This is a genomic window from Ensifer sp. ENS09 (assembly GCF_014852425.1).
Taxonomy (GTDB): domain Bacteria; phylum Pseudomonadota; class Alphaproteobacteria; order Rhizobiales; family Rhizobiaceae; genus Ensifer.
Genome location: NZ_JACVBP010000008.1, coordinates 41,891 through 59,676, shown reverse-complemented (window position 1 = coordinate 59,676; position 17,786 = coordinate 41,891). Strand labels below are relative to the sequence as shown.

Below are 17,786 nucleotides of genomic sequence, written 5' to 3'. Positions count from 1 at the left end.
CAGTCCTGTCGGGGGCAGGGCTGTTGCTTGCCGCTCACGTACTCAGCACCGAGAGACCGCTCTCCCGGTCGAACAGGTGCAAGCCGTTTGGCTCGATTGTGAAGGATACGGCTTCCCCCGGCCTGGGGCAGCCGCTGGCCTTGACCAGTGCGCCAATTTCCTTGCCGGCAAATAGAAAGGTCATGAGCGCGTCGTTACCATGAAACTCTACCAGGTCGGCGATGCCCTCGACACGATTGAGCCCGCTTTCCGCCGGCGCCAGGTCGGCGGGACGTATGCCCAGCACCAGCGTCTGGCCATGGCGAAGCGTGAACCTGTCGTCCGAGATCGCGAAGCTGCCGCCCGCACTGCGCAACAGCCAGCCGCCTTCGGTCTTTTCGGCCGTCACGTCGATGAAATTCATGTTGGGTGTGCCGATAAAGCCGGCGACGAAGAGCGTGCGCGGGCGTTCGTATATCTCGGCGGGCGTTCCGACCTGCTCGATCGCGCCACCCTTCATCAGGACGATCCGGTCGGCAAGTGTCATCGCCTCCAACTGGTCGTGGGTCACATAGATCGTCGTGGTCTTCAGCTTCTGGTGCAGCCGGGCGATCTCGACCCGCATGTGATTGCGCAGCTTCGCGTCGAGATTGGAGAGCGGCTCGTCAAAGAGGAAGACCCGTGGCGTCTTGATCATCGCGCGAGCGATAGCGACGCGCTGCTGCTGCCCGCCGGACAGCTCGGTCGGCTTGCGGGCGAGATAGGGCTCGAGGCCGAGCGTTCCCGAAACAGCGCGAATCCGCGTATCGATCTCCGCCTTCGGCACCTTCATGCGCTTCAGTCCGAAAGCGATGTTGTCGTAGATCGTCATGTGTGGGTAGAGCGCATAGTTCTGGAAGACCATGGCGACGCCGCGGTCGCGAGGCGGCAGGTCGTTGACCGCCCGCCCGCCGATCGAGACGATGCCGCCGGATATGTCTTCGAGACCGGCAATCATGCGCAGCAGCGTGGACTTGCCGCAGCCGGATGGACCGAGAAACACGATGAATTCATGATCGGCGACATCGAGGTTGAAATCCTTGATGACATCAACGGCGCCGTATTGCTTGCCGACGTTGGAGCAGACGATGTTCGCCATGGCTCAATCCTTCCCACTGTCCATGCGGATCTGTAGTTTGATATCAGTCGGTCGGGCGGATGCGGCCCGCTCGAATGCCCTGATGCTGTCTTCGAAGCGAAAGGTTTCAGTGATCAGCGGCTTCAGATCGACCTTGCCGGACGCGATCAATTGCAGGGCGCGGTCGAAGATGTTGGCGTAACGAAACACCGTTTCGATCCGGACTTCCTTGGAGATTGCGCCCGGAACGTCGAAGTGTACCGGTTCGACCGGCAGGCCCACCAGAACCACGGCACCGCCCGGGCGGACCAGATCGAATATCCCGGAAAAGGCCTTGGCGCTGCCGCTCGCCTCGAAGACGAGATCGGCGCCCCAGCAGCCGGTTTCCGCGGCGATGACATCGGCAAAAGGCCGCTCGGCGATGTTGACCGGGATGATGCCCGGATACTGAGCGGCGATCGCCAGCTTCTGCGCGCTGAAATCGGAGATGAAGACACGGCTGCAGCCACCGGCAAGGGCTGCGAGCGCCACCATGATGCCGATCGGCCCGCAGCCGATCACCGCGGCGACATCGCCCGGTGCAATCCGCGCGCGGGCGGCTGCCTGCATGCCGATCGCGAAGGGTTCGATCATGGCACCCTCGGCAAAGGAGACCTTGTCAGGGAGCTGGTAGGTGAAGGCGGCCGGGTGGATGACGAAAGGAGCGAGCACGCCATGAACCGGCGGCGTTGCCCAGAACCGCACCTTGGGATCGACATTGTAGATGCCGAGTTTGGAAGCGCGGGAGGTCAGTTCTGGAACACCCGGCTCCATGCAGACCCGGTCGCCGACGTCAAGCGTTTCGACATTGCTTCCGACCGCGACGACGGTGCCGGCCGCCTCATGACCGAGCACCATCGGTTCGCGCACCACATAGGGGCCGATGGCGCCGTGGGTGTAGTAGTGCACGTCGCTGCCGCAGACGCCGACCGTGTCGATGGCGATCTTGACGTCATCGGGACCAAGTTCCAGCGGGAGATCGATCTCCCGGATTGCGAGCTTGCCTTTTTGCTCGAGGACCAACGCTTGCATGAGGGATTTCCTTGTTTTTCCAGTCTTGGGATTCATTGGGTCTTGCGCTTGAAGGCGCTGTTGAGCATGCCACTTAGAACCCCGATGAAGAGCAGCGGCGGGATGGAGAGCAGCACAACGGAGGCGTTGAGGATGCCCCAGGGCACGTCGCGACCGAGCTGCGTCAGCTCCGAGGCGACGATCGGCAACGTCTTGGCGTCGGACGTCGTCAGCATCAGCGCAATCAGGAATTCGTTCCAGACGAGCACGAAGGCAAAGGCGACAGCTCCGATCAGCGACCGAAGGGCAATCGGCAGCGCGATATGGAAGAAGATCGCATAAGGACCGTAGCCATCGACGCGGGCAGCCTCCTCGACTTCCTTCGGCACCCGCACAAAGGCCGGGACGCTCAGCCAGATGATGGTCGCGAGCGTCAGCAGCGAATAGGTGACGATCATCGACAGGCGGGTGTCATAGAGGCCGAAATCGAGCCAGATCACCATCAGCGGAATGGCGATCGCGACCGGCGGCAGGAAGCGCAGCGACAGAACGAAGAACTGAATGTCGCGGGACCAGCGGTTGGGATAGCGCGCGATCGCATAGGCGGCGGGCAGGCCGAGAGCGGCACCGATCAGCACCGCAGCGCCCGATATCAGCAGCGAATTGACGAGGCCGGCAAAGACGCTTTCGCGGCCGAGCACATAGGCGAAGTTGTCGAGCGTCGGCTCGAAGAAGAAGAGCGGGGTCGGTGTCACGATGTCGACCCGGTTCTTGAAGGCATTGAGCGCGGTCCAAAACATTGGAAACACGGCAGAGAAGGCGGCGGCGGCAAGGATGAGCCGGCCAATGAAGCGGCCAAGGGCGTGGGCGGTCATCACTGAACCCTCTTCCAGATGAAGGTGAAGGCGATCGAGGTGGCGATCATCATCAGAACCGCCATGCTGGAGGCGTAGGAAATCCGGCCGGACTCGATGAAGCCTTGCGCGAAGGCGTACATGTCGAGCGTTTCGGTCGCGATGCCGGGGCCGCCGCGGGTCATGACGTAGATCAGGTCGAAGGCGCGCAGCGACTCGATCATCTTGACGAAGGCAAGCGAGATCAGCGGCGCCTTCAGCATCGGCAGCGCGATGAAGGCATAGATCTCCCATGTGCGGGCATGGTCGAGCTTTGCTGCCTCGAAGGGCTGCGGTGGCAGCGTTTCCAGGAGCTTCAAGACGATGACGGCGAAGAATAGGCCCCATTGCCAGACATCGACCAATGCGACTGTCGCAAGTGCAGTCGCCGGATTGGACAGGAGATCGAGTGGCTGACCGGTGATTGCCTTGTAGGGATAGGTGGCGATGCCATAGAGCGGATGGAAGGCGAACTTCCAGACGAAGGCGGCCGAAACGCGTGGCAGGATCACCGGTACGAGAAAGAGGAGCGCCAGCAGGTTGCGCGTGCGCGGCGAGACGCATTCGAACAGCAGAATGCCAAGGCCGACGGCGATGGCGAGCGTTATACCGACGGTCACGGCTTCCCAGGTCAGGGAGACGCCGATCGCATTGATGAAGCGGCGGTCCGAGAAAAGGTCGATATAGTTGGCGAAACCGACGAAGCTGCCGTCCGGACGGCTGAGTTCCCGGTTTTGGAACGATATGTAGATCGCATAGGCCGTCGGCACGAGGGCGAGAACGGCAAGGATGCCCATGGCCGGGGTGAGGAACACCGCCGGCAGGCTGTTTTTCTGCTTCATGATCAGTCCTACGGCTGGGCTTTGAGCGCCCCCGATGGTGCGGGCCACCGGCGGCTTTGCCGGCCGATGGCCCCTGGGAGGAACCGGCTTACTGGCTTCGGGCAACCAGGTCTTTGGCGAAGCCGTCGAGTTCGTCGAGGCCTTCCTTGATGTCGGTGCGCGTTCCGGTGATCAGCTCCTCGAGGATGATGCCCCAGCGGTCGCCAAGATCAGGCCATTGCGGGTTCTGCCAGAAGTTGACGGCGGTGACCTTGCCGGTATCGGCGAGCGCCTGGCCCAGATCGGGGCCGTAGAGCTCGGCGAATTTCGGGCTGGTCATGATGCTGGTGCGATTGAGTTCGCTGAACTGTCCGGCTTCGAGCCGCCGGGCCTCGTTTTCCTTCGAGGTCGCCCAAGCTACGAACAGACCGGCGCAGGCCTTGGAGGCCTCATCCTTGTTGGCCTTCATGCCGATCGCGAGACCATGGCCGTAGCCGCCGCCCGTCAACGGTGCCGGAGGCGGCAGGTAGCCGACCTTGCCGGCCACCTTCGAGGACTTCGGATCGATCGCCATGCCGACGAGCGGGGTGGATTCGATCAGCATCGCCACCTGGCCGGAGGTAAAAGCACCAACCGCCTCGTCCCAGCCGCCGGTCTGGCTGCCCGGTGCCGAGTACTTGAAGAGTTCGAGATAGGTCTCGGTCGCCTTGACCGCCTGTTCGCCGTCAAAGACCGGCGTCTTGCCGTCGAACCAGTTGCCGCCAAAGCCCTTGAAGAATGGCATCCAGCGCCAGACATTCGCGCCCGAGCCGCGCTGGCCGCGAAGGGCTGTGCCGTAGATACCCTGGTCGGGCTGATTGAGCTTCTTCACTGCGGCAACATATTCGTCGAGCGTCTTCGGCGGCGTAATGCCGGCCGCCTCAAGCAGGTCCTTGCGGTAGACCATGAGGTCCCCGCCGCCAGTGACCGGCGCAAACCAGACCTTGCCGTCATAGGTCGCGACCTTCTGGCGGCCCGCATCGAAATCGGCGTAGTCGTAGTCGGCAGGATAATAGTCCATCAGCGGCGCGACCCAGCCGGCCGACGCAAATAGCGCCACATTTGCCTCGTCGATGTAATAGACGTTGTACTTGCCGATGGTCGAGGCGTCCGCCTTGGTCTTGGCGCGGCGGTCGTTTTCGTTGAGATAGTCGATCTCGAAGGATGCGCCGCCCGAGAGCTTCTCGAATTCGGACTTGTAGTCTTCGAGCAGCGTCAGGCCGTCGCGCGGCTGGGCGAGCACCTTGACCGTGCCGGAGCATTCGGCAGCGACCGCAACAGTCGTCAGGCCGGTGGAAAGAAGGCATGCGAAGGCGATGCTCGAAACGAGCGTTTTGGCTTTTTTCATTGTGAAAAGACCTCCCCAGGTCTGCGATGCGCGCCGGATACTCCTCAGATCCAGTGCGTTTTCCTCATAGCGAACCGTTTCGCTGGGTTCGATGATAGGCCTTACGCTCTGCCGAGCTAGCGTGCGCGATGCGGCGATTCTGTACTTTCTTGCAGAAAATTGCCAGATGCCAGCCGTTTGCAGCGCAGCAAACGCAAGGATTCATCGCCTGGGTGGGTGAAACGCGCCTAAGAACGGGAAGTACGACGCTGGCCTGTCAGCCGCCTGTAGGCCGAAGGCGTCATCTTGTGCTGGCGCAGGAAGGTGCGGTTGAAATTGGAGATGTTGAGGTAGCCGACCTCGAAGCAGATGTCGGTGATCGGCATGTCGGTTTCGGCAAGCAGCTTACACGCCTGCCAGATGCGCAGCTTGTTGACGTGGTCGGTAAAGGTGTTGCCGGTATTCTTCTTGAAGAAACGGGAAAAGGCCGTTTCGCTCATGCCGGCCTGCCGGGCAAGATCAGCAAGATGAATGTCGGTGGCGATGTTCTCGTAGATGAAGGCCAGAGCGCCGCGCAGCACGTCAAGCGATTGTTGGTCGAGTTCTGGCGCGAATTCCGGCGAGGAGAGCAACGCGTATTCCTCGGTGTTGACCAGCAGATCGAGCAGCTGGATGAACAGCGAGAAGCGCGAGAGCCCTTTCAGGCTGCCCATACGTTCGATCAGATCGGCGCCCTTGGCGCGAGCTTCGCCATGAAACACCAGGCCGCGCTCGGCGCGGGCGAAGAAGGCCCCGAGCTCGGCAAATTCCGGTAGGGCGTCGGTGATCTCGCGCATCCTGTCGGGATGGAACTGGATGACGATGTCGCGCCCTTCGATGATCTCGTCCGGTTCGGTGACCGTCACCCAGTCATGCGGCAGGTTGCTGCCGATCACTGTCAGATAGCCGGGATCGAACTGGCCAATATGATCGCCGACGAAGGCAAGGCCCGAGGCCTTGCGGATGAGATGGATTTCGATCTCCGGATGGAAGTTCCAGACGTTCCGTTCCCAGGGATAGTTGTCGAGACGCCATAGGAACGTCTCGTTGACGCCGGTGACGATGTGCTCGAAGGTCGGCGGGTTGGTCGCGAGCGAAGCGGGCTTTGCCGGCGCACGTTTTGAGCCTCGCGCCGTGCTCATCGCCTGACCCTCCTTCGCGCCGTGTCGATCGGTCGTCTCCTTTGGAGAAGGAGCGGCTGCCTATTGCACCCAAGCCGCCCCGTTTTCCGGACTATGTCAGGCGCGTTCGGCCCAGATCTTGGCGAGCTCGACCAGCGTCTTGACGCTGCGCTCCATGTCCTGGCGGCTGACCCATTCGAGCGGCGAGTGGAAGGCATGGCCGCCGGCAAAGAGGTTGGCCGAGGGCAGACCCATGAAGGACAGACGCGAGCCGTCGGTGCCGCCGCGAATGCTGCCGCGCACCGGCTGCATGCCGGCGCGACGGATCGCCTCGATGGCATTCTCGACGATCTCCGGGTGGCGGTCGAGGATGGCCTTCATGTTGCGATACTGCTCTTTGACCTCGAAGCTGTAGGTGGATCCGGGATAGGCCGTCATCACATCCTTGACGATGCCTTCGAGCATGGCTTCCTTCGTGGCCAGGCCTGCCTCGTCGAAGTCGCGCACGATGAGGCCTAGCTGCGCCTTGTCCATTGAGCCGCTGACACCGGTCGGGTGCACGAAGCCGTCGCGGCCTTCTGTGCCCTCGGGAGACACGTCGCGCGGTAGCCGGCTAATGATGTCGCCGGCGATCTTGATCGCGTTCTCCATCTTGTCCTTGGCAAAGCCCGGATGGATCGCCACGCCATGAATGACGATCTCGACGCCATCGGCGGAGAAGGTCTCGTCCTCGATATGTCCGGCTGTTTCGCCATCGACCGTATAGCAGAATTCGGCACCGAGCTTCTTCAGGTCGACCTTGTCGACGCCACGGCCGATTTCTTCGTCCGTGGTGAAGAGCAGCTTGATCGTGCCGTGCTTGATGTCGGGATTGTCGACGAGCACCTGAGCGGCTGTGACGATCTCCGCAAGCCCGGCCTTGTCGTCGGCGCCGAGCAGCGTCGTGCCGTCGGTCGTGACGATGTCATTGCCGATCTGGTCGTTGAGAACCGGGTGGTCGGCGACGCGGATCACCTGCTGCGGATCGCCCGTGAGCCGGATATCGCCGCCCTGATAGTTGCTGACGATCTGCGGCTTGACGTTCGTGCCGGTGAAATCCGGCGCCGTGTCCATGTGCGAGCACCAGCAGATGACCGGCACCGGCTTGTCCACGTTCGAAGGAATGGTGGCATAGACATAGCCGTTCTCGTCGAGATGGGCGTCGGCAAGGCCGATCGCCAGCAGTTCCTCGACGAGCACGCGACCGAGGTTCTTCTGCTTTTCCGTCGAAGGCTGGGTCTTCGACCTGGCATCGGACTGGGTGTCGATGACGACGTAACGGAGGAAGCGTTCGAGAACGGTATCGGTCATGGGCGGGATCCAGTGCTGGTGAGCGTGCAACCGCTATACTCCCGCGTCACGATTCCTCAAACCGGATTCGGTGGCGAAACGTCGAGGCTGTCGGCCCAGGCCTGTAATGTCCGGCGCTTGATGACGCGGCCCGCGTCGACATCTGAGCGCGCCTCAGTAAGACCCGCCCGACCGTTCCACCGTTCCGGCATCGCCTCTGATGCCTTTGAACTCCGCGGCCAGCTTGGAAGTCGCGCCGACCAGCAGGCTGACGTCATTGCCGACGGCGACGAAGGTGGCGCCGAGTTCGAGGTAGCGGCGGGCGAGCGCCTGGTCGGAGGTCAGAATGCCGGCCGCTTTCCCGTACGACTGGATGCGCACCAACGCCGCTTCTACGGCTTCCTGCACTTCCCGAGCGCCGGGCTTGCCGAGAAAGCCCATGTCAGCGGCAAGGTCGGCCGGGCCGATGAAGACACCGTCGACGCCGTCGGTGTTCGTGATCTCGTCGAGCGCGGCAAGGCCGGCCCGACTTTCGATCTGCACAAGTAGGCAGACCTCGTCGTTGGCGGTCTGCAGATAGTCCGGAATGCGATTGAAGGCAGATGCCCGCGCAAGCGCGGCACCGACTCCGCGCACGCCATGGGGCGGATAACGCACGGCGCGCACCAGGGCGCGGGCCTGCTCGGCGCTTTCGACCATCGGTACCAGCAGCGTCTGCGCGCCGATGTCGAGGATCTGCTTGATTATCCAGGTCTCGCCGATCGGCGGGCGGACGATGGCATGACTTGGCGACGCGGCCAGCGCCTGGAGTTGCGCGGCCAGTAGCGGTACGTCGTTCGGGGCATGCTCGGCGTCGATAAGTAGCCAGTCGAAACCGGCACCGCCGCAGACTTCGGCGGCGTATGGATTGGCAAGCGCCAGCCAGAGGCCGATTTGCGGGCGCTTCTCGGCAAGCGCCTGTTTGAACGGGTTGCGGGGAGCGGGCATGGTCGATCCTATTCGAAGAAGCAGCTGACGGTGCCCGACGGACCGAAGTCGGCGACAATGGTATCGCCGTGGCGGGCCTCGATCGGGCGGATGAAGGAACCGGCAAGCACGATCTGGCCGGCCTCGATGCGTTCGCCGTAAAGCGACAGGCGATTGGCGAGCCAGGCGATGCCACGGGCCGGATGGTTGAGCACGCCGGCGCCAAGCCCGGTTTCTTCCACCTCGGCATTGCGCGAGACGATTGCGCCCATCCAGCGCATGTCGATCGCATCGGGCCGCATTTGCCGCCCGCCGAGAACGATGCCGGCATTGGCGGCATTGTCCGAGATGGTATCGACGATGGTGCGGGCCTTCTTCGTTTCCGGATCGACGCGCAGGATGCGGGTGTCGAGGATTTCGAGCGCAGGGGTGACATAGTCCGTGGCGTTCAACACGTCGAAGACGGTGACGTTGGGGCCGACAAGCGGCGCCTTCATCACGAAGGCGATCTCGGCCTCGATGCGTGGCTGGATGAAGCGGTTGCCGGGAATGCGCGCACCACCCTCGAACAGCATGTCGTCGAAAAGCACGCCGGAATCCGGGATGTCGATGTTCAGCGCATATTGCATCGCCTTGGAGGTGAGACCGATCTTCCAGCCGATCACCCGGCGTCCCGCCGCGATCTTCTGCTTCACCCAGGCGGTCTGCACCGCATAGGCGTCGTCCATGGTCATGTCGGGGTGCTGGAGCGAGAGCAGTCCGGTCTGGACGCGCTCACGTTCGGCGGTGTCGAGGGCGCTAGCTGCGGCCTCGATCTGGGATTTGTCGAGCATCGATCAGGCCTCGTCGGCAATGGGGTTGATGAGGGTGCCGATGCCCTCGGCCTCGACCTCGACGATGTCGCCGGGCTTCAGCCAGATCGGCGGATCGAAACGGGCACCGGCGCCGGTCGGTGTGCCGGTGACGATAACGTCGCCGGGAACCAGCGTCGTGAAGGTCGAGACGTAGCTGATGATTTTGCGGAAGGAGAAGATCATCCGGCTGGTGCGATCCTGTTGGCGCACCTCGCCGTTCACCCGCGTTTCGAGCTTGATATCGGCAAGCTGGGCCTCGTCGGTGAAGGGCACCAGCCAGGGGCCGATCGACCCCGTGCGGTCGAAATTCTTGCCCTGGGTGACATTGAACTTGGCATGGCGAACCCAGTCGCGGATCGTGCCTTCGTTGCAGAGCGACAGTGCCGCGATATGGTCGAGTGCGCTCGACTCGGGAATGCGTCGACCGCCCTTGCCGATGACGATGACGATCTCGCCTTCATAATCGAGCTGTGGGCTTTCCGGCGGGCGGATCAGTGGCTGACCGTGGCCGGTAAAGGAGCGCGGAAAGCGGATGAACAGCGACGGGTTGGCGGGCGCTGCCTGGCCATCCTTGTACTCTTCGTTGCGGTCGGGAAAGTTCACGCCGACGCAGATAATCTTTTCCGGTGCCGGCACCGGGATCTCGTAGCGGATAACATCGAGCGCGTAGTCGGCGGGCAACCCCGCCGCATCATCGGCAAGCCGGCCAAGAGCGCCGGCTTCAATCACTTCGCGCAGGGTCGGGAAGGTCGATCCGTATCGCTTGGAGAGATCGATCAGACCGTGGCCGGAAACAAGGCCATAACCTCGCCCGCCTTCGGCCGAAAAGGTGACGAAACGGGGAGGGGTCATTGGGAAGCCTTCGCTTTTTCGGGATGCCCGTCGAGGGCGGCTGCGACTTCGACGATCACGTCGAAGGCCATCTCTGCATCTTCTTCCGTCATGTCGAACTGGCCGGCCTGGAAGCGGATTGCAACGCGCCCATCGACACGGGTCTGGGTCAGATAGATGCGGCCGTCATCGTTGATCGCGTTGACGAGGGCGATGGTGTGGGCGTCCGGATCCTCTTCGCTCAGATGGCGGAACGAAAACAGCGACAGCATCGGCGGCGTGACGATCTCGAAATCCTTGTGGCTGCCCAGCCGCTCCGCCAATTGTTCCGACCAGCGCACATGGTTGCGGATCATCGTCTGCAACCCGTCGAGTCCGTGGAAGCGCAGCAGGAACCAGAGTTTCAGCGCGCGGAAGCGCCGGCCGAGCGGGATCGTCCATTCGGAATAGTTGATGATGCCGTCGCGGCCATGGGTCTTCAGATATTCCGGCTGGATCGCGAGCGTTTTCACCAGATCGCCGGGACTGCGGATGAAATGCGCCGAGCAGTCGAACTGCGCACCCAGCCACTTGTGCGGATTGAAGACGACGGAATCCGCCGTCTCGACGCCGGTCCAGAGGTCGCGAAACTCTTCGCAGATCATCGCGGCCCCGGCCCAGGCGGCGTCGACATGGACGTAAAGACCGTGCGCATGCGCGACCCGCACGACCTCGGCGATGTCGTCACAGGCGCCCGTGCTGGTGCCGCCGGTGCAGGCAATCACGCCAGCCGGCAACAGGCCTGCCGCCTTGTCCTTGTGGATGGCGGCTTCCAGCGCGCCGGTGTCCATCGCGCGTCGTGGTCCCTTGGCCGGAATGCGCACGAGGTTTTCCTCGCCAATACCTGAAACCCAGATCGCCCGGTCGATCGAGGTGTGGACCTGGTCGGAGGAGTAGATGCGGAGCTGCTGCTGGCCGGAAAGTCCCTTCTTGTTGCCCTGCCAGCCGAGCGCCTTCTCGCGCATGACCAGCACGGCAGAGAGCGTCGCCGAGGAGGCGGAATCCTGGATCACGCCGGAAAAGCCTTCGGGCAGCCCGATCGCCTGGCGCAGCCAGTCGAGCACCTTGGTCTCAAGCTCGGTCGCTGCCGGCGAGGTCTGCCAGAGCATGCATTGCGCCGCCATGGCGGTGACCAGATATTCGGCGACGACAGAGACCGGCGCGGCATTTGCCGGGAAGTAGGCGAAGAAGCGCGGATGCTGCCAATGGGTCATGCCGGGCAGGATGATCTTCTCGAAATCCTCGAAGATCGCCTCCATGTCCTCGCCCGTCTTCGGCGGCTGCGACGGGATATGGGCGGCGATCGCGCCCGGTGCCGTCTGTGCCCGCACCGGCCGGTCGCGCAACGACGCGCGGTAGTCGGCGCCCCATTGCGCTGCCTTCAGCGACCATTCTGCGAAACTTTTCTGATCCATGTGCGTCCTCCCGTCTGCTCTCTGGCTCTACCCGACCCTTATCTCCAAACCGTCAAGGCGCGACGATCGGCTGGGCTTTCAGGATCGAGTCGCGGATCTCGGCGCCGGCGAAGGCACTGCCTTCCTCGAACCAGGATTTTGGCGCCGGCGCGCCCCAGAGCGTCTGGCGCTGAGGGTCCTTCAGATCCCACTTGATTGGCTCGAGATCCGGGTCGACGGTCTGGTAATCCGAGCAATAGATCTCGATGCGGTGGCCATCAGGATCACGGACATAGAGGAAGAAGGCGTTGGAGATGCCGTGGCGGCCGGGGCCGCGCTCGATATTGGCAAGCCAGCCGGAGGTCGACATCAGGTCGAGCAGGTCGATGATGTTGAGCGGCGTCGGCACCCAGAAGGCGGTGTGGTGAAGGCGCGGACCGCGGCCGTTGGTAAAGGCGATGTCGTGCACGCCGCCCTTGCGATGGGTCCAGGCAGCCCAGAGACGCCCCGTCTCCTCGTCGGCGGTGTATTCCGTCACCCGGAAGCCGATCTCGTTGTAGAAGGCGACGGCTTCGTCGACATTGGGCGAGAAGCAGTTGAAGTGGTCGATGCGGAGCGGCTTCACGCCGCGATAAAGGGCGTACTTCTGGTGGATGGGCGGCAGGCGGTCCATCTTCGAGTAGAACTCGAGCGGGATGCCCTGGGGGTCACGGGTGCGGAAAGTGCGCGCCTGATACGGGCGCTCGATCCACTCGACCGGCAGATCCTTGGTCTTAAAGAAATGCGCGGCCTTTTCGAGGTCCTCGTCGCCAAAAACCTTGAAGCCGAGGTCGCGTGCTTCTGCCGATGCCGCCTTCTTGAGGATGATGCAGTGGTGGCCGCGCTCCTCCATAGCCCGCAGATAAATGGTGTCCGCCGTCTCGTCGGTGACCTGCAGGCCGAGCACGTCGACATAGAAGGCGCGGGACTTGGCGAGATCGGTGACGGCGAGCTCCACATGGCTCAGCCGCACGATGTTGAAGGGCGGGTGAAGGTTCGGTTTCGGCAAGGGCATTGATGTCTCCTCCAGATGTGTAGCCAGCGCGCGCTCAGCCGCCGAGCTTGGCGATCGCATGCGCCGAGCTGGCAAAGGCGATGTTCTTGGTTTCCATGTAAAAGTCGAACGACCAGTCGCCGCCGTCGCGGCCAATACCCGAACTCTTGACGCCGCCGAAGGGTGTCGGCAGGTGGCGCACGTTTTCCGAGTTTACCCAGATCATGCCCGCTTCGAGGTGGTCGGTGAAGCGGAAGGCGCGGGTGACGTCGGAGGTCCAGAGGTAACCGGTCAGGCCGTATTGTGTGTCGTTGGCGAGCGACAGTGCCTCCGCCTCGTCCTTGAAGGGGATGGCGGTCAGCACCGGCCCAAAAATTTCTTCCTGGGCGATGCGCATGCCGTTGTTGACGCCGGTAAAGAGCGTCGGGCTGACGTAGCAGCCACCGCCCGGGCCTTGGAATTTCTCGCCACCCGCAGCAACAGTCGCCCCTTCCTCGCGGCCGATGCGGATGTAATCGAGCACCTTCTTCTCATGCACAGGGTGAATGAGCGGGCCGACCACGGTCTCGGGGTCGAGCGGATGACCGACCTTGATGCGCTTGGCTTTCTCGGCAACCTGTGCGGTGAAGCGATCGTAGATGCTGTCTTCGACGAGGAGCCGCGAAGACGAGGTGCAGCGTTCGCCGTTCAGCGAATAGATCATGAAGACGGCGGCGTCGGCGGCGCGTTCGAGATCGGCATCGGCAAAGACGATGACAGGGTTTTTGCCGCCAAGTTCGAAATGCACGCGCTTCAGCGTGTCGGCACCCTGCCGCATGATCATCGAGCCGGTGCGGCTTTCGCCGACGAAGCCGATCGCCTTGATATCCGGATGTTCGGTGAGCGCCCGGCCGGCATCTTCACCGAAGCCGTTGACGAGGTTCCACACACCCTTCGGCAGGCCCGCTTCCTCGGCGATCTCCACCAGCAGCCGCGCCGTCAGCGGTGAGAATTCGGCCGGCTTGTGCACGACCGTGCAGCCGGCGGCGAGCGCCGGGGCGATCTTCCAGGTCGACAGCATGAAAGGTGTGTTCCACGGGGTGATGATGCCGACCGGGCCGATCGGCACGCGCGTCGTCATGTTGATCTGGTTTCCGCCGCGCAGCACCTTGCCGTCGCGCGCCTCCGGCGCCCGGTCGGCAAAGAAGCGGAAGTTTTCCGCGCCGCGCAGCGCCGCCTTGGCCATGAACTTCAGCGACTGTCCGGTATCCATGCACTCGACGAAAGCGATCTCCTCGGCGCGCGCGACGATCGCGTCGGCGATTTTGTGCAGGAGCTTCTTGCGCGTCTCGCCGGGCATCGCGGCCCATTCGGCGAAGGCCGCTTTCGCAGCCTTGGCGGCGCGGTCGATATCGGCTGCCTTGCCACGCGCGATCTTTGCCAGCGGCTTCAAGTCGACAGGCGAGATTGTCTCGAAGGTCTCGCCATCGAGCGAAGGGACTGCCTCGCCGTTGATGTGGTTGAGCACGCCGTCGCTTTTGAAGCGGGCAAGGTAGCGTTCCGCCTTGGCGAGATTTTCGTGGAGCTTGGACATGGTGTTCTCCGATGCTGGCGCAGACCTTCGCCGCGCACTGCCGTGTTTTTGTGGGAGGGCCGCGCTCAGCCTTTGGAGGCGCGCAGCCTGGGGTGAATGGCGTTCTTCTTCCAGCTCAGATCCGGGTCGATCTCACGGATTTCGAGGCTGAGGGCGAAGTGCGGCGTGGCGAAAAGCGCGGAAAGTTCGTCGCTCACGGCCTTGAAGATCGCTTCGCCGGTCGCCTTCTTCTCAGCTTCCGTACGCCCGCGGCCGATGCGGAAGGACATGTCGATGAAGCCGTTCTCGGGCAGAAGATCGGCGATCGCGTAGTCGAGGCTCCGGATCGTGCGCACCCTGACCGCACCGAGCTCGAAAAGGCCGGTGCTGAGGATCGTCCTGTGAACGGTCCGGCAAAGCCGGGCAAAGTCGACCTTGGTGTCGAGATTGCCGGAATATTCGATTGTCAGGTGCGGCATCTTTCCTCCCGATGCGCCATGATTTAATTAACACGTTAATGAAATTGGCGACCGTGTCAAGTAACTCTCTTTCGGCACTTGTGGCTGACAATTGCGGAATGACGGAAAATGTCCGATAGAGCGCTTATGAGCCGTGAGAAAACCAAGACCGATCTCGGTCCCGACGCCCTTTTGCCGCACAATACGCGCCGATCGCTGCCGATCGCGCTGCTGCGAGCGCGCGAAGCGGTCATGGCGCATTTCCGCCCGATGCTCGCCCGTCACGATATCACCGAGCAGCAATGGCGGGTAATCCGCATCCTCGCCGAGGTCGGCCGGGTCGATGCTTCCGAAATGGCCGACAAGGCCTTCATCCTGGCGCCGAGCCTCACGCGCATTATCCGTTCGCTCGAAGAGCGCGGCCTGATCACCAAGCACAAGGACGCCGACGACGGACGCCGCGTGCTTCTGGAGATCGCGCCCGAGGGCATGCGGGTGATCGCCGATGTCAGCCCGGAAAGCCGCGCGATCTACGAGCAGCTTGAAGCTCGCTATGGCCACGAACGTGTCGAAGTTCTGCTCGACATGCTCGACGAGCTGGCCACCCTCAACGACTGAGGGCTTCGACAGCGCCCGGATCATCACAGAGCCAGTTCTTCGGCAAGCGTCAGCGTTTCGTCGGCGTAGCGGCGGACGCGCTCGCGGGCGCCTGGCAATTCCGGTCGTGCGGCAAACCAGCCGATATAGGTGAGGCTGCGAAGCACGAGAAAAAGCGGCAGGTGGGAGAGCGCTTCGTCCGGCAGGGCACGGCGGCTGCGATAGCCTGAGATCAGCGCGGATTGGATCGCCTCGTACGCCGGCTCGCGGCGGTTCTTCAACAGAGCGGTGGCGATGTCGAACAGGCGAAAACCACAGCCGGCATCATCGAAATCGATGAAGGTCACGGCGTTCTCGGCGACCAGAACGTTTTCCCGAACAAGATCCGCATGGATCAGCCCAAAATCCTGAGCCGGCGTCGGCAGCGTTGCCACGTGCCGTCGGAGATCATGCCGCAAGGCCGAAAGCCCGGCCGCCTGCACCGAAGACAGGCCGTCGCAGTCCCAGAACCTTCCCCAAAGCGGTCGCTCGCCAAGCAGCCCGTCCGCGTCCCAGGCTGGACGCCAGAACTCCGCAGGCGGCGCCCAGCGGTCGGCAATGTCGTGCATTCGCGCCATCAATGCGCCGAGTGCGGCAAAGATCGTGCTGAGCCTTTCCGGCGGAAGGGCCAGCGCTTTGCCGCTTTCGCCCAATGGTTCGCCGCCCATCCAGCCGATGACATCGGCGTGCTGCGCGGCAAACACTCCATCTTCCGGCAGAGCGACAAGCAACCGCCCGTCCACTGCCGTGATCGGCTGCGGCACAGCAAGACCGCCATCGCCGAGTGCTGCCATCCATTGCAGTTCCGAGCGGAGCGCATCCTCGCCGTGATAGCCGGCACGGTGCAGCCGCAGTGCCGCCAGGCGGCCATCCGTGAGGCGGACGCGAAACACCGCGTTTTCGCGGTATTTCAGAAGTTCCGGCCGTTGGTCGGCGACGCCCCAGTGCGTAAGCGCCTGGCAGGCGCGCCTGTCGAGCGCGGCCCGAAAGTGCGGAGGCAGGTCGGCGACCATCGTCGGATCACAGACCCGAAAGCACGTCGTCGAGCGTCGACAGCATGAAGTCGGCGTTGTCGCGCGTGAACGGCATCGGCGGCCGGATCTTCGTCGTGCATTGGTGGATGCCGAGCTTGCCCATCAGGATGCCGCGGTCGCGCATGCCGTTGATTACTCGGGTCGCGAGATCGCTGTCCGGCGTTTTGGCTCCGCGGTCGGTGACGAGTTCTGCGCCGAAGAACAGGCCGCTGCCCCTGATGTCGCCGATCACCCCGTGTTTGTCCGCAAGTCGCGTCAGGCCCGCCTTGGCGTAAGAACCCACCGTGACGGCGTTTTCGATGAGCTTCTCGTCTTCGATCACGTCGAGCACCGCCATGGCCGCGGCACAGGATACCGGGTTGCCGCCGAAGGTGTTGAAGTAGCGAAACGCTTTGCGGAAGGCGTTGAGCGTGTCGGCCCCCGCCACCACGCCGCCGATCGGGTGACCGTTGCCCATCGGCTTTCCGAGCGTGACGATATCAGGCACGATGCCCGCCTTCTGGTGTCCCCACATATGGCCGCCGGTGCGGCCGAAGCCTGGCTGGACTTCGTCGGCAATGATGAGGCCACCGGCCTTTCTGACAGCGGCAACGGCGCCATCGAGAAAGCCTGACGGCAAGTCCGGAAAGCCTTCATTGGCGAAAAAGGGATCGATGATCAGCGCCGAGAAACCGTGCGGGCTCTCTTCAAGCGAGGCGATCGCCTCTTCTACCTTGGCGGTGAAGGCGGCGGCAAAGGCGGCACCCGGTTCGCGCCCAAGCGGCCGGTAGCTGTCGGGCGCCGGCACGTGGCGCACATGGCCGCCGAAGCCGCCGACCGGCGGCATGCGGGTCGAAAGCTGCGACACGGCCGTGGTGTTACCGTGATAGGTATGATCGGTGGCGATCACTCCGGTCCTGTCGGTCACGGCCTGGGCCATGCGCAGCGCCACGTCGTTCGCTTCGCTGCCGGTGCAGGTGAGGATCGCCGTATCGAGGCTCTTGTCGAAGGTGGCGGTCAACCGCTCGACATAGTCGAGTATGCCTTCGTGCAGGTAGCGGGTGTGGGTGTTGAGGATCGACGCCTGCCTTGCGATTGCCTCGGTCACCCGCGGGTGGCAATGACCGACATGCGGCACATTGTTGTAGCAGTCGAGATAGCGGCGGCCGTCGGCGTCATAGAGCCAGACGCCTTCGCCACGCACCAGATGCACCGGCTGCTCGTAAAACAGCGACATGTTGCGCCCGAGCAGCCGCTCGCGGCGCGCGATCAGATCCGCGTTGTCGGCCATCGCG

General features: G+C 63.1%; 17 protein-coding genes. 1 reads left to right on the top strand and 16 read right to left on the bottom strand.

All coding sequences use genetic code 11. The annotated features are described in order from the left end of the window. Positions 1-34: 34 nt before the first annotated feature. From IB267_RS30605 to IB267_RS30540, 14 genes are all read right to left on the bottom strand, one after another. Complete coding sequence (locus tag IB267_RS30605) at positions 35-1,117, bottom strand: ABC transporter ATP-binding protein (protein ID WP_192451165.1); 1,083 nt, start codon at positions 1,115-1,117, stop codon at positions 35-37. 3 nt (positions 1,118-1,120) lie between these two features. Then, positions 1,121-2,167, bottom strand: a complete 1,047-nt coding sequence (locus tag IB267_RS30600; protein WP_192451164.1) for an NAD(P)-dependent alcohol dehydrogenase — start codon at positions 2,165-2,167, stop codon at positions 1,121-1,123. Positions 2,168-2,199: 32 nt separating this feature from the next. After that, a complete protein-coding gene (locus IB267_RS30595; RefSeq protein WP_192451163.1) occupies positions 2,200-3,021 on the bottom strand; it encodes a carbohydrate ABC transporter permease in 822 nt (273 codons plus the stop codon). After that, the gene (locus tag IB267_RS30590) at positions 3,021-3,881 is read right to left on the bottom strand and encodes a carbohydrate ABC transporter permease (protein ID WP_192451162.1); all 861 of its coding nucleotides are present in this window, start codon (positions 3,879-3,881) and stop codon (positions 3,021-3,023) included. The genes IB267_RS30595 and IB267_RS30590 overlap by 1 nt, the downstream gene beginning before the upstream one ends. 88 nt (positions 3,882-3,969) lie before the next feature. Further along, positions 3,970-5,247 carry a sugar ABC transporter substrate-binding protein gene (locus tag IB267_RS30585; protein ID WP_192451161.1) on the bottom strand — a complete coding sequence of 426 codons (1,278 nt, stop codon included), beginning with the start codon at positions 5,245-5,247 and terminating at the stop codon, positions 3,970-3,972. 227 nt (positions 5,248-5,474) lie between these two features. Continuing rightward, positions 5,475-6,407 (bottom strand): AraC family transcriptional regulator, encoded by a 933-nt coding sequence (locus IB267_RS30580; RefSeq protein ID WP_192451160.1) that lies wholly within the window; start codon positions 6,405-6,407, stop codon positions 5,475-5,477. Between the two features lie 96 nt (positions 6,408-6,503). Further along, a complete protein-coding gene (gene pepT / locus IB267_RS30575) occupies positions 6,504-7,736 on the bottom strand; it encodes a peptidase T (protein ID WP_192451159.1) in 1,233 nt (410 codons plus the stop codon). A 153-nt stretch (positions 7,737-7,889) separates the two neighbouring features. Beyond that, positions 7,890-8,702 carry a 4-hydroxy-2-oxoheptanedioate aldolase gene (gene hpaI / locus IB267_RS30570; protein WP_192451158.1) on the bottom strand — a complete coding sequence of 271 codons (813 nt, stop codon included), beginning with the start codon at positions 8,700-8,702 and terminating at the stop codon, positions 7,890-7,892. A gap of 8 nt (positions 8,703-8,710) precedes the next feature. Further along, positions 8,711-9,514, bottom strand: a complete 804-nt coding sequence (gene hpaH, locus IB267_RS30565; RefSeq protein WP_192451157.1) for a 2-oxo-hept-4-ene-1,7-dioate hydratase — start codon at positions 9,512-9,514, stop codon at positions 8,711-8,713. Positions 9,515-9,517: 3 nt separating this feature from the next. Beyond that, positions 9,518-10,387, bottom strand: a complete 870-nt coding sequence (locus IB267_RS30560) for a fumarylacetoacetate hydrolase family protein (RefSeq protein ID WP_192451156.1) — start codon at positions 10,385-10,387, stop codon at positions 9,518-9,520. Continuing rightward, a complete protein-coding gene (locus IB267_RS30555) occupies positions 10,384-11,820 on the bottom strand; it encodes a pyridoxal-dependent decarboxylase (protein ID WP_192451155.1) in 1,437 nt (478 codons plus the stop codon). Before IB267_RS30555 ends, IB267_RS30560 begins: the two co-directional genes overlap by 4 nt. Positions 11,821-11,872: 52 nt before the next feature. Continuing rightward, a complete protein-coding gene (hpaD, locus tag IB267_RS30550; protein WP_192451154.1) occupies positions 11,873-12,853 on the bottom strand; it encodes a 3,4-dihydroxyphenylacetate 2,3-dioxygenase in 981 nt (326 codons plus the stop codon). A gap of 34 nt (positions 12,854-12,887) precedes the next feature. Then, positions 12,888-14,405, bottom strand: a complete 1,518-nt coding sequence (gene hpaE, locus IB267_RS30545; RefSeq protein WP_192451153.1) for a 5-carboxymethyl-2-hydroxymuconate semialdehyde dehydrogenase — start codon at positions 14,403-14,405, stop codon at positions 12,888-12,890. A gap of 65 nt (positions 14,406-14,470) precedes the next feature. Continuing rightward, a complete protein-coding gene (locus IB267_RS30540) occupies positions 14,471-14,863 on the bottom strand; it encodes a 5-carboxymethyl-2-hydroxymuconate Delta-isomerase (protein WP_192451152.1) in 393 nt (130 codons plus the stop codon). Between the two features lie 108 nt (positions 14,864-14,971). On the opposite strand from IB267_RS30540, the gene hpaR reads away from it, so the two are divergent. Next, positions 14,972-15,460: a homoprotocatechuate degradation operon regulator HpaR gene (gene hpaR / locus IB267_RS30535; protein WP_371742666.1), complete on the top strand. Its 489-nt coding sequence runs from the start codon at positions 14,972-14,974 to the stop codon at positions 15,458-15,460. A gap of 23 nt (positions 15,461-15,483) precedes the next feature. Here hpaR and IB267_RS30530 read toward each other — a convergent pair whose 3' ends face one another. Both IB267_RS30530 and IB267_RS30525 read right to left on the bottom strand, forming a co-directional pair. Continuing rightward, a complete protein-coding gene (locus IB267_RS30530; RefSeq protein WP_192451150.1) occupies positions 15,484-16,491 on the bottom strand; it encodes a phosphotransferase enzyme family protein in 1,008 nt (335 codons plus the stop codon). A 7-nt stretch (positions 16,492-16,498) separates the two neighbouring features. Beyond that, entirely contained in the window at positions 16,499-17,782 is a 1,284-nt protein-coding gene (locus IB267_RS30525; RefSeq protein WP_192451149.1) for an aspartate aminotransferase family protein, read from the bottom strand. Between the last annotated feature and the right edge of the window lie 4 nt (positions 17,783-17,786).